The following is a 12,112-nucleotide window of genomic DNA, read 5'->3' on the forward strand; positions in this document are numbered from 1 at the left end:
ATTTAGTTGGTTGATCTAAAAACAAAAAGAAACCCGTCATCGGTAAAACTGAAAGATTGCTTGTCTTTTGAAATATTTGCGATGATCAAAACATTCTCAGACGAAAGAGTAAGTTCCTCTTTTTTTGCTTTATACAAACCCGATGTAGCGGGAAGTTCAGCCTGTATTGCATATTGTATTCGTTCTTGCACCTCAGGAGAAAGTATTGCAAGAGATTCTCCTGAAAGCGCAAAGCTTTTTCTAAAATGAATATTATCACTGAAATAGAAAAAGCAATCTATATAAAGTTTTTCGTAAATTGCTTGCTGTTGCTCAGTCATTGCAGGAGAAGCTTTGACTATTGTCGATAAAGGAATGGATGCTTTCCACGTGTGTCCCTTCAATTTCGGTGCACTTGCACAACTGATACAGACAAGACCAAAAAGAAAAAGACAAGAGATTTGTTTTAAGTGTTTCATTATTGCTCCTCGTAAAGAACGGATAGTATAATTCATTTTAGTTTCAGCCGGCAGTATAACTATTTATCTTCCATAAATCAAGGGGCTGATTGACTTCTTTTGGGCGTACGCAGGAAGGAAAAATCACACATTGATGGGCGTTGCGGTTTGAAGCCTTTCTCTTACCCGACTTATTTTTTTACTTGTCGGAGTTGAATACTTGCAAACCGCCGGCGTACTACGGGCTCCGCTGTCGCTGCGGCTCTTTTTGCGCTATTTTAGGCGCGCAAAAAGGATCCGGCTTCGCGCTTTTGAAAAAGCGCTCGCCGCCCTCCGTATGCCTAACGCGGGTTACTTTTTGACATCCGTGTCAAAAAGTAACCTATGAGTTTTAAAGCTTTACAAATTACTTTGCTTTAAAACATCGTTTCTGCGTGGAACCACGGGTGTCCGTGCCCGTTCTGAAATTTACACTCCCCTAATGCAGGGGTTAAGGGGACGCAAAGTCCCCTTAATGCGAAGCATAAACCGGCGGGGCTTACGGGCTGCCGCTATCCCTTGCATATACGCATTAGTATGGTAAATTGCTCACCGTTGCGCCGTGTCGGGCTCTTTTTTATAAAATTTTTTATGTTTTGGTAAGATGTATTAAAAAACGAATCGACTTATTAAAAAAACACTTTACTAGTTCATGCCTACGTCCTGTCTAAATGTATTTGCCTACTTTTAATTTATCCGGTTTTTCTGTATACTTATGCAATGGTGAAGTTAACAGGTCTTTCAACTTCGGGGGGAATAGGCATTGGAGTGGTTTTTTGTCCTGAAGAAAAGAATCAAATTAGTATTCCTTATTATAAAATTACAAAAGAAGATGTTCCTGCCCAAGTGGATAAGCTAAAGAAGGCTCTTACTCAAGCGCAAAAAGATACTTTTGCTTTATTAGAAAAACTGAAAGCCAAAAAGCCGGACTCTTTTGAATACGAAATTCTTAATACCCATTATATGATGCTTTCAGATGAGAATTTTATTTCAACAGTAATAGAAGAAGCCTCTACAAAAGAAATAAATATTGAATCGGCTTTGCAAAACAAGCTTAAAGAAACAATTAGTTTTTTAACTGAGTCCGAGGATCCTTATTTACAGGCACGAGCGGTTGATATTAAAGATGCTTTCAGTTCTGTTTTTGAGTATCTTATTTTATCGGGGAAAAACCTTGCTTCACCTTTTGACAATATCCCGCAAAATGCAATTATTGTTGCAAAGCTCATAAAACCCTCAGATGCGATCAGAATAAAAAATGCGCATGTTGCCGGTATTGTTATGGAAGAGGGTGGGGCTACCGGGCACATTGCCATTCTTGCACGATCATGGGGAATCCCGATGATTGTCGGAGTGGATCAGTGCACGGAGAAAGCGAGCGGAAAAACAACCGCTATTATTGATGCCGGCGAAGGACTGGTTATTTTTGATCCTTCAAAAGAATTGTTGGCGGAATATACCAAACAAAAAGAAAACATGAAAGCAGATCAGCCCGTTTTCCAAAACAATACGGGTCTCTATGAAACAACTTCAAAAGACGGAGTTACTTTTCATATTGAAGCAAATATTGCCTTGGCTGAAGAAGTGTCGCAGCCGGCAATGCAGTTTGCTGACGGCATCGGTTTGTTTCGCTCCGAATTCCTTATTTTAGATAACGGGAACATTCCTTCGGAAGAAAGCCAATACCAAACCTATCAGTTTTTACTGAAACAATTAAAAGAAAAACCTGTAATTATTAGAACCTTTGACATCGGTGCGGATAAAACAATTGACGGTCAAGCTGCTCTTGCCGAAAAAAATCTCTTGCTTGGCTTGCGCGGTATACGCTACTGCCTTGAACAACGGGAAGTTTTTAAAGTTCAGCTGCGCGCCTTGTTACGGGCAGGCGTTGCGGGAAATCTTTTTATTTTACTTCCCATGATTTCCTCGGTTTCTGAAATTATTGAGGTAAGAAATATTATCAGCGCTATAGAGTCTGAATTTAATCAGCAAAACATTCCATACAAAAAAAACATTCCGGTAGGTATCATGGTAGAGGTACCTTCAGTTGCCGTCGCAATTGACCTCTATGCGCCGCATGTGGATTTTATGTCAATCGGTACGAATGATTTAGTGCAGTATACTTTAGCAGCGGATAGAGAAAATGCTAAGGTTCAAAATCTTGCAGACTATTTTCATCCGTCAGTGCTATACCTGATTGAAAATGTTATTCAAGCGGAAAAAAATATTCGATATAGCAAAGGGTTTGTTTCGATGTGCGGAGATATGGCTTCGCATGAAGAAGCGGTGTTTTTGCTTGCGGGAATGGGATTAAGGAATTTTAGCATGCCAATCGGGCAAATCCCCGCAATTAAAACTTTGCTTTCAAAAATCTCTGTTGCAGAGGCGGAAAAAGTATATCAGGCGTGCAAAACGGTGAATACCCCGCAAGGTGTTCGTGCGATTATTGCCAGAGATTTATGCAGGAGGGACTGTGTCTGTTAAAAGCATTTTTGCAATCGGCATTATTTTTATCGCAACATCAATCGGCTGGATGATTTTAGGCGGTACAAACCTTGCGCGCACCTCCGGATCGTCAAGCAAGTTGCGGAAAAGTATGCGCACCCTGTACGGGGCTGAGCTTGCCGTCAAAGCCCCGAAACTGTGCACCAAAACGGAAAACAAAACCGCATACCGGTCTGAGGAAAAACCGTCTTTTACCTACACGTATTTTTATCCGGCTCAATCCGATGTTGCAATCGACATTAAGCTTGACAGAAGAAAAAAAGGGAATCTCTGGTTTCCGACCTTTAAGGCGCATTTTTCGGGTACCTATACTTTTAAAATAGATTCAATCGACACTGCGCAGCAATACTATTTGCAGGCAAACTTCGGCTCAGCGGATACAATATATAATAATGTAACCGTACGGCTGAACGAAGAGCCCCTGCAAACACTTGCTCCATTGATTGCTCAAAGCGATATCCCTATTTTGCTCAATTCCAACGGCGAGTTTCGCCTGTCTATAGAATATGATACGTCGGGGATGGAAACCGTGTACTATTATATTACGCCCGGCCATGAGGAAATCATAGAACTGAAGGGTTTTACTTGCGTAATTACAACGGATTTTGCCGATTATGATTTTCCGTCAACAATGCTTTCCCCGACCACAAAGGAGCAAAACGGCAAAAATGCCCGGCTTACGTGGAATTTTAACAGCACCATTACCGGAAAAGACATCGGGCTTATTATTCCGAACAAACTAAACCCGGGCGACATCATTCCAAGGGTTTCGTTTTTCGCCCCTGTTTCTTTGCTATTCTTTTTTGTCGTACTTTTGATGCTGAGCGTGGTATACAAACAAAAAATACACCCGATGCACTTTTTCTTTTTGGCGCTTACCTTTTTTTCTTTTCACCTCATGTTCTCGTATTTTTCAGACCAAATAGATATTTACCTCAGCTTTTTTATCGCTTCGGTTGTTTCTCTTATTTTAAGCGTAAGCTATGTGCGGCATTTTTTGGCAAAAAAAATCGCCTATATTATTCTGCCGCTGATACAAACAATTTACCTGATTATTTTCTCGTTTTCGTTTTTCTTTGACGGTAAAACCGGCTTAATCGTTACTATTTGTGCGGTCATAACTCTTTTCATCTTAATGCAAATAACCGCAAAAGAAGATTGGGACGAAGTTTTTGGACGAAAATAACAGCAGAAAAAGACAAAATATTAAGATTTTTTCTTAAATGCCGATACTGGGGATACGATGGAACAGAATAATGCCTATATTGAACAACTGATCGCCGCATTGGGAAAACAAAAGGTATATTTAGATACGATTGTCTTGCCCGAAGTATCAAAACAATACAGTATTCAAATAACGGCCATAAAAGCTATTCGCAGCAACCTCCTTAATCGAGGCGCAATTCACGACGATCCGTATAAATACGACAGTAAAATGACTGAAATTGAACTGCCGCAAACCGATCCTTTTTCCGATAAGGAGCGCTCAATGGTTATCGGCTCTCGTCTTGCGCATTATCAAACAATGTTGGAATTTCTCGGGAACTATTACCAATTTAATTCGGATTTTCTGACTCCGCGCAGAATGGCAAAGGTTGTTGCGCTCAATAAAACATTTATGTGGGAGGAGTTCAGCGCTTCAACGCATCCAAACACAAAGTCTTTGTCGGAAATTATTCAATCGGTTTCCCTGCATTCGGATTCTCTTTCAGCAAGTCTTTTACGTGATTCTTTGCGACAACTTACAAAAACTGCCGGTATTATTACCTCGGGCTTAAAAACATTGGCATACTATCATCGTGAAACATATAAGCTAAAGATTAGGCAACAGGCTTTGGCGGGAATGCAGGTTTCCGAAGCTGATCTTTTAAATCCATCTAAAATAATGGCTGCAATAAAAAAGCGAGTCTCTGAAAAAATGAAGGGTTTTCCTTTTTATACTGAGCTCGTATTGGAAGTATTAAAAGAAGATTTTTCTCAAGATTCCGATCGTCTGCGTCAAGAAGTTCTTAGACGCCTTGAAACCACAAAAAAAGAAAAAGAGGAACAGGTTCAAACAAAAAACATGCGATCGGTGTTGGCTACTGGGTTACGTGTTCTTGGCGGCTCTGCAAATCATATTCTTTTTGCTTTGAGGAAAATTGAGTTTAATCAGGATTTGCTTATTAAATCGCGGACAACACTATTTTCAAAATTTATTACCGCATTAAAAAAAGCTTTTAATATTAAAGAAAAACCGCAAGAAATCCCTATCTTAATCAGGGATCCCGCAAGTCAGGAGCAAAGAAAAGAACGGCTTATTTTTGACAATTTTAAAGCAGAGTTGATAAAGAAAATAGGACTTTTTCAAGGTATGATAGCGCCAAACAGTCCTATTTATGAAAAGCTTTCGGTAATGGCGAATGAACAGCTTTTTGAAATTCTTGCAACAAATATTTCGGAAGTAAATGTAATGCTCCGACGGCTTGACGGGCTTGATGAGTATTATAAAACAATAAAGCCCGAACTCAGATCAAAGATAAAAGGCGTAAAAATAGAAATAACCACTATCACTAACTCTGTGATTAAAGCAAATCAATGTCGCGCCGAATACTCTGCATACATTGACGAAATCAAACATATGAAGCAACTAGGATTGACAAATGTATAAAAAAAAATTCTTTTTTATCTTTTTACTCTGTATCCCCATACTTAGTCTTTTAGCGGAGAAGTCTTCGTCTAAAAATAGGTTACTTGATAAAGCTGCGGAAACTTTCACTGTTCATATTTCAAACGGAATACCGAATTTACACCCGCATACTTCATATAGTGCCGATGAAGCACAGATACTGACTGCTCTTTTTGAAGGTTTGGTTGTATATGATCCCTATACGCTGCAACCCTTGCCTGCCCTTGCGGAAAGCTGGACGGTCAGCTCAAACGGTTTAACGTGGATATTTCATATCAGAAAACATATTTGTTTTCAAAACGGAGATCCCATTACTGCGGAAACTTTTAAGCGTTCGTGGCTCAATCTTTTAAGTCCTGAATTCAATTTGCCCTATGCTTCATTGCTGGACATTGTTGCTGGAGCTAAAGATTATCGAACGGGAGTTGTAAAAGATGAAAACACGGTCGGTATTTCCGTTGAAGGAAGTGATAAGAAAACGCTTGTTGTTACGCTTATCCAACCTGCAAAACATTTTATTAATATCTTATGCCATCACGCATTTTCTGCCGTACATCCGACGGAATTTAAAAAAACAGAAAAGTTTTTTAAACTGAAGGATATTCCCTCTGCGAAAGAAGCCTTAAATCCTATTGCGAGTGGGCCTTTCCAAATAGAAAAATTCAGCGACAACTTACTTACACTGCGTACCAATCCTTATTATTGGGATAGACAGCGCGTAAGTATAAAAAATCTCAATATAATTTTAGAAAACAGTCCGGAAAAAAGCTCGGACGGTTTTAACGCAGGTTCAATTCATTGGCTTGGCGGAACGGTTCCGCTTAAACTGATTGCCGACACTACTACAGTCCGCGTTACCCCGATGTTTGCCACAGAATATTTTTATTTTAAAGTAAATGCTGCTCCCACCGATGCGGAACTTTTACGAAAAGCCCTTCTTTTAGCAATTCCGTACAAAGAACTGCGGGCGGACTATCTCTTACCGGCTCAAACACTTATTTTCCCATTGGCAGGCTATCCTTCCGTCAAAGGCATTGATGAATACAATTTTAGAAAAGCGCAGGATACACTTTCAGCACTGAAACCGAATATTGCAAACATGCCGCCGATAAAAATTCTTATACCGGAAAATGCCTATTATAAGAAACTTGCTGCAATACTCAAAAATGCATGGACAAAATTGCTCCTTCCGGTAGAAATCTGGTCTATTCCCTTTGCGTCATACTACGATGCTCTTAAAACAGGCGATTACAATGTCGGCATCATCTCATGGATCGGAGACTTTGCGGATCCCCTTGCTTTTCTTGAAATGTTTAAAGCTCATTCAAGTTTAAATGATTCCGGCTGGAATAATCAGAAGTTTGAAAAACGTATTGAAGAAGCAAGCGATGAAAATGACTTTCAAAAACGCTATCGCCTTCTTGCCGATGCGGAACAAATTCTTTTGGACAATGCCGTAATACTTCCGCTTTCTCATAGCCCCGCCATAAACGTAATTGACCTTCGGAGCATAGGCGGCTGGTATCCGAACGCAATCAATATTCATCCGTTTAAGTTTATCAAATTTATTATCCCTGCCCCCTTGCCCGGGGTTGTCAGCGCTAAGGATATCGAAACAAACTATCTTACATCCTCAAAATAAAGAATTTCTTTGGGACACTGAGATTCATAAGTACCGCAATTCGGCCGATTAAAATGTTGAGAATCTGCGATTTTTACTCTTTTAGTATAACGTTTTATAATTAACTTCCTGGTATAAAGATCAGAGTATCAACAATAAGGAACTGCGGATTTAAGCATGCCTATGGTAAATTGCTCGCCGTTGCGCCGTGTCGAATTCTTTTTTATAAAATTTTTATGATCTGTATAAGATATGCTAAAAACTTATATCAAAAAATGCTGTACTGATGCGTTTCTCAAGTCAAGTAACAGTATTCGCTTGACTGAAAAGCGTCCTTTTTATATGCTTTTCTTGTGATTTTGTATGAATATTATTTAGTTTTTCCTGATGGTGAGCGCCAGGAAATCCCGTATCCGGTGCAGGTGTATTCTTTGGTTGATATGAACGGCAGAGCGCTCAATATCCCTCTTCCCACAAATAAAATGCTTGCATACCAGGTTTCCGGGAAACGCACGTTTGAAGAGCGTGGAATCGTGCAAACTTTTTATTTGCTTGAACAGCTTGATGCAAATGAATTGATGGAATTTACATGATAAACACCTACAACGAGACAGGCTTGCATAAAGCATTAAAAAACCATTTTACCGATAAAAATGGGCAACAGGAAAGGCCTGTTGAAGGTTTTATTTGTGATATTGTACAAGAAAGCGGCGCAATTTTTGAAATTCAAACTTCCGGATTGGTACGGCTCCGTGCAAAACTTGAAAAGCTTTTGCCGCTGTATCCGGTTACAGTTGTATATCCGATTTCTTTAACAACTTATATCGAAATGTTGAATGCGGACGGAAGTCGGCGATCTTACCGAAAAAGCCCAAAGCACGGATCTTTTTTCCAAATTTACAGAGAAATTGCTCCGTTGTATTATCTTTTTGAACATAAAAACTTTTCTTTAATTATTGCGTATATTACTTCTGAGACAATAAAAATTGATGATAAAAAAGGGAGAAGTAAGTATTATAATCCGCGAATTATCGATAAGAATTTACTGACAATTCACGAGGTTGAGGAAATTCACGGGAAGCAAAGCTTTACACAGCCACTGTTCCAAAAATTACCGGATATTTTTTGCAGTGCCGATATCAAAAAAATCGGAGCAGAAAAACATTATTCATATGTTTTGTGGTTTCTTAAAAAAATTCAAGCTATTGAGTTTTATGAAAAAAAAGGGAGGATGCATTATTACAAAAAAAAGCCGACACCTTAGTGCCGGCTTTTCATTCAGGCTTACTGTTTTACCAGTTATCAGCCATGTCATCGGGATCGCGAGCATCGATTTCATATAGATCGGTTACAGCTCTTAAATCATCAAAATAGATGTAATACTTGCCGTAAGCATCCCAGGGATCACAGTCCACCCTAAAGCCTACGATTTTTAATCCCAAGTGATTTCCGTAATGATAATCTTTTTGCACAATACCGGATCTTCCGTCAGCATGCTGAGGCGGTACCGCAACGGTCATAAGCTTCCATCCGGAGAAGTTTAACTTTCCTACATATAGTTCAAAGCGTTGTCCCCAGTAATCTTCTACAATGAGATTCAAATTGTGCGCATAGCTTCTTCCTACAACCCAAACACTGACTGTTTTAGTAATTCCTTCAACCGGAAGCGCCTTTGCCGCTGTTATCTCAAAACTATTATATCCTCGGCGATAAAAAGAAATCTTCGCACCGAAAACTTTCTCGTCTGCAAGCTCCAAACCCTCTTCTTCAGGGATCGGTTTTTTATTCATCGGATTTCCGTCAAAAAGTCTGCCTTGAATAACGCCCTCGTCAGACGACATTGAAACATTCCAAGTTCCTTCGGTTTCAAATTTATCAACAGAAACTTCTTTTAAACGCTGCTCAGCGGAGAAATTTCCTATTTTTGACGGATCTGCGGCATCAATGGTACTTAAATCCTGTCCCTCACTTGCGCTTTGTTCTTCTTGTGCGAAGCCGGATACCAATACAGCAACCGTAAGCAAACATACAATTATAATCTTCTTCATTTACCGCTTTCTCCTTCATTATTGGAATTTTCTTCTTGGAAATTCGCTTTTTCAAGCTCAAAGCCGTCGTACGAATTGACAAATACATTGGTAAGAGCTTTAAACTGATCAATGAAAATATAGAAGTCATCAACGCGTTCCATTGGACTGGTTCGTATTCTGAACGCAACAAAACTCATGTATTTAACATTGCTAAGATATTTTGATGCTTGAGGGATATTCGTGGGAACTTTTACCGCAAGATTTTTCCAACCTTGATAATTAAGCGGACCAAGCGGCAAGACATGTACGCGCCCGTTACAGTCTCTTACCAACATTTCCATTGAGTACAAATAACCGGCACCCCAAACCCACAAGTCAAACCTGTTGACAATACCTTTTAACGGGATTTCATAATTTTTTCCGTCTTTCATCGGAACAATGTCAACCCAGTTGTCTCCTTGTCGGTTAAACTTAAACTGGACTCCCATAAAGCGATATTCCGCATCGGGATCCGATTGCATAACACGAACGGCATGAGGCATTCCGTCAAAAAACTTAAGGACAGGATATCCTTCAGTAACAAACTTACTGCCTACTGCTTCCCATGTCCACTCTTCAGTGGTATCAAAGGTATCTACCATGTATGTCTGATAATTTACTTCGCTATCGGCTGCAAGAGGCAGCATCGATGCAAAAATCAGAACAAAGCCCGCTAAAATTAAACCGCCTTGTTTCATCTACAAACTCCTTTTTCTTTTCTGATGCGTAAGGTAAATAACAATTTATTATACTGTTAAAAAATAAATTTGTCAAATCTTACTGTTCAAAAAGATGAGGCTTCTAAATCTGTATAGCACCTCGAAGATATTTTATTTTTCGCCTCTTCTCTTGCATGCAAAAGGGAGTCAGCGAAAATAGGCTACTGCCTATAATTCTATTATCGGCAAAAACGGTAAAAACAATAGGGCTTTCTTGACGAAAGTTGATTAAAACTTTACAGTTAGGAAGATAAAAAAAATCTCTATAGAAGAGAGATAAAACACCATATTATGGGAGGTCTTTATGACAAGTTACAAAGAATTAGGTTTGGTAAATACAAAAGAATTATTTGCCAAAGCAATGAAAGGCGGATATGCGATTCCCGCTTATAACTTCAATAACATGGAACAGCTTCAAGCGATTATTCAAGCATGTGTAGAAACAAAATCTCCGGTTATTTTGCAGGTTTCCTCAGGGGCAAGAAAATACGCAAATGCAACTCTTTTACGGAATATGGCCCGCGGCGCGGTAGAATACGCCCATGAGCTCGGATACGACATTCCGATTGTACTGCACCTTGACCACGGCGATACATTTGAACTCTGTGTTGACTGCATCGAAAACGGATTTTCTTCCGTTATGATTGACGGTTCTTCCCTTTCATACAATGATAACGTCGCCTTAACAAAAAAAGTTTGTGAATATGCGCACGCTCAAAAGGATTATGTTACGGTTGAGGGCGAGCTCGGCGTATTAGCCGGAGTTGAAGATGACGTTGTTGCGGAAAAAAGCCATTACACGATGCCTGACGAAGTGGAAGACTTCGTAAGCAAAACCGGTGTAGATTCTTTGGCTATTTCAATCGGCACAAGTCACGGCCGCTCAAAATTTACTCCCGAGCAATGCACAAAGAACGCTGACGGAATTCTTATCCCGCCTCCGCTGCGCTTTGATATTCTTGCGGAAATTGAAAAACGCATTCCGGGCTTTCCGATTGTTCTGCACGGCTCATCTTCCGTTCCTATTGAGTATGTACAGGAAATTGAAAAATACGGCGGACACTTGCCGAACTCAATCGGAATACCTGAAGATCAGCTTAGAAAAGCGGCAAAAAGCGCTGTATGCAAAATCAATATAGACTCCGACGGCCGGCTTGCAATGACTGCCGCAATCCGCAAAGTTTTTGTTACAAAACCCGAAGAGTTTGACCCGCGCAAATATCTCGGCCCTGCTCGTGATGAGCTGAAAAAACTTTATATGCACAAAAACATAGAAGTTCTCGGAAGCGCAAACCAAGCATAAGCAATTAAAAAAGGCGGCAAAATTGTATTTGCCGCCCGCTTTTCAAAACCTCTAAAAAAATCCGAACACACCGCAGTTAACAGCCCTTACACGCTTTTTGCAAATCAACTATCGTGCACAAGCATATCAAGACTTTTACAAACATTTTTATAAAAAAAAGAGTCCCGGGTTAGTTTTTGACGTCCTTGTCAAAAACTAACCCACGAGTTTTAAAGCTTTGCAAACAGTTTTGCTTTAAAACATCGTTTCTGCTTGGAACCACCGCCGTCCATGGCGGTTCTGAGTTTTGACGTCCTTGTCAAAAACTAACTCACGAGTTTTAAAGCTTTACAATCTGCTTGTTTTAAAACATCGTTTCTGCGTGGAAACACGGGCGTCCGTGCCCGTTCTGATTTTGACAACGGTGAGTAAACTTACCATACTAATGCTTATACAAAGGGCTTTGCCGGCCATTAAGCCTGCCGGTTTATGCTTTGCATTAAGGGTCAGCCCCCCCTTTGTTCATGCGTAAGCCCTGATCCAAACTTTTCGGGCGGTTGACAGAAAAAACAAAATTGTGTATTCTGGTTTTCTCTTAAATGATAAGGGCAATTAGCTCAGTTGGTTAGAGTACAAGCATGACACGCTTGGGGTCGCTGGTTCGATTCCAGCATTGCCCAGTTTTATAATCCTTTGCATATAAAAGACTTAACAATCAGACAATTCACTGAAAATCCTAAAAATATGAAACAGCACTATTCCTATGGTAAAT

General features: G+C 39.9%; 10 protein-coding genes and 1 tRNA gene. 8 read left to right on the top strand and 3 right to left on the bottom strand.

Annotated features, from left to right (window positions below; genetic code table 11):
- Nucleotides 1-2: 2 nt before the first annotated feature.
- A complete protein-coding gene (locus FUT79_RS01645) occupies nucleotides 3-458 on the bottom strand; it encodes a hypothetical protein (RefSeq protein WP_002697368.1) in 456 nt (151 codons plus the stop codon).
- 738 nt (nucleotides 459-1,196) lie between these two features.
- On the opposite strand from FUT79_RS01645, the gene ptsP reads away from it, so the two are divergent.
- The 6 genes from ptsP (at nucleotide 1,197) to FUT79_RS01675 (ending at nucleotide 8,534) form a co-directional block, all read left to right on the top strand.
- Entirely contained in the window at nucleotides 1,197-2,960 is a 1,764-nt protein-coding gene (gene ptsP / locus FUT79_RS01650) for a phosphoenolpyruvate--protein phosphotransferase (protein WP_024752953.1), read from the top strand.
- Nucleotides 2,950-4,167: an inner membrane CreD family protein gene (locus FUT79_RS01655; protein ID WP_024752954.1), complete on the top strand. Its 1,218-nt coding sequence runs from the start codon at nucleotides 2,950-2,952 to the stop codon at nucleotides 4,165-4,167. The genes ptsP and FUT79_RS01655 overlap by 11 nt, the downstream gene beginning before the upstream one ends.
- Before the next feature lie 57 nt (nucleotides 4,168-4,224).
- Nucleotides 4,225-5,631 carry a TP0584 family protein gene (locus FUT79_RS01660; RefSeq protein ID WP_044634848.1) on the top strand — a complete coding sequence of 469 codons (1,407 nt, stop codon included), beginning with the start codon at nucleotides 4,225-4,227 and terminating at the stop codon, nucleotides 5,629-5,631.
- Nucleotides 5,624-7,291, top strand: coding sequence for a peptide ABC transporter substrate-binding protein (locus FUT79_RS01665; RefSeq protein WP_024752956.1), 1,668 nt, complete (start codon nucleotides 5,624-5,626; stop codon nucleotides 7,289-7,291). The genes FUT79_RS01660 and FUT79_RS01665 overlap by 8 nt, the downstream gene beginning before the upstream one ends.
- 332 nt (nucleotides 7,292-7,623) lie before the next feature.
- Nucleotides 7,624-7,863, top strand: coding sequence for a hypothetical protein (locus FUT79_RS01670; protein ID WP_148879915.1), 240 nt, complete (start codon nucleotides 7,624-7,626; stop codon nucleotides 7,861-7,863).
- Nucleotides 7,860-8,534 carry a DUF8091 domain-containing protein gene (locus FUT79_RS01675; RefSeq protein WP_148879914.1) on the top strand — a complete coding sequence of 225 codons (675 nt, stop codon included), beginning with the start codon at nucleotides 7,860-7,862 and terminating at the stop codon, nucleotides 8,532-8,534. The genes FUT79_RS01670 and FUT79_RS01675 overlap by 4 nt, the downstream gene beginning before the upstream one ends.
- Nucleotides 8,535-8,562: 28 nt before the next feature.
- Here the strand turns inward: FUT79_RS01675 and FUT79_RS01680 are convergent, their stop codons facing one another.
- Complete coding sequence (locus FUT79_RS01680) at nucleotides 8,563-9,318, bottom strand: flagellar filament outer layer protein FlaA (RefSeq protein WP_002697350.1); 756 nt, start codon at nucleotides 9,316-9,318, stop codon at nucleotides 8,563-8,565.
- Nucleotides 9,315-10,037: a flagellar filament outer layer protein FlaA gene (locus FUT79_RS01685; protein ID WP_002697349.1), complete on the bottom strand. Its 723-nt coding sequence runs from the start codon at nucleotides 10,035-10,037 to the stop codon at nucleotides 9,315-9,317. The genes FUT79_RS01680 and FUT79_RS01685 overlap by 4 nt, the downstream gene beginning before the upstream one ends.
- Before the next feature lie 325 nt (nucleotides 10,038-10,362).
- On the opposite strand from FUT79_RS01685, the gene FUT79_RS01690 reads away from it, so the two are divergent.
- Both FUT79_RS01690 and FUT79_RS01695 read left to right on the top strand, forming a co-directional pair.
- Nucleotides 10,363-11,361, top strand: a complete 999-nt coding sequence (locus FUT79_RS01690; protein WP_002697347.1) for a class II fructose-bisphosphate aldolase — start codon at nucleotides 10,363-10,365, stop codon at nucleotides 11,359-11,361.
- Between the two features lie 585 nt (nucleotides 11,362-11,946).
- Nucleotides 11,947-12,020: transfer RNA gene (locus FUT79_RS01695), tRNA-Val, on the top strand.
- The last annotated feature ends 92 nt before the right edge of the window (nucleotides 12,021-12,112 follow it).

This window comes from Treponema phagedenis (genome assembly GCF_008153345.1).
Lineage (GTDB): Bacteria > Spirochaetota > Spirochaetia > Treponematales > Treponemataceae > Treponema > Treponema phagedenis.

What these genes read in the sequence shown, in the direction of transcription:
- FUT79_RS01680 (WP_002697350.1), bottom strand. Translation starts at nt 9,318, where the DNA reads ATGAAGAAGATTATAATTGTATGTTTGCTTACGGTTGCTGTATTGGTA.
- FUT79_RS01665 (WP_024752956.1), top strand. Translation starts at nt 5,624, where the DNA reads ATGTATAAAAAAAAATTCTTTTTTATCTTTTTACTCTGTATCCCCATA.
- FUT79_RS01675 (WP_148879914.1), top strand. Translation starts at nt 7,860, where the DNA reads ATGATAAACACCTACAACGAGACAGGCTTGCATAAAGCATTAAAAAAC.
- ptsP (WP_024752953.1), top strand. Translation starts at nt 1,197, where the DNA reads ATGGTGAAGTTAACAGGTCTTTCAACTTCGGGGGGAATAGGCATTGGA.
- FUT79_RS01660 (WP_044634848.1), top strand. Translation starts at nt 4,225, where the DNA reads ATGGAACAGAATAATGCCTATATTGAACAACTGATCGCCGCATTGGGA.
- FUT79_RS01690 (WP_002697347.1), top strand. Translation starts at nt 10,363, where the DNA reads ATGACAAGTTACAAAGAATTAGGTTTGGTAAATACAAAAGAATTATTT.
- FUT79_RS01685 (WP_002697349.1), bottom strand. Translation starts at nt 10,037, where the DNA reads ATGAAACAAGGCGGTTTAATTTTAGCGGGCTTTGTTCTGATTTTTGCA.
- FUT79_RS01645 (WP_002697368.1), bottom strand. Translation starts at nt 458, where the DNA reads ATGAAACACTTAAAACAAATCTCTTGTCTTTTTCTTTTTGGTCTTGTC.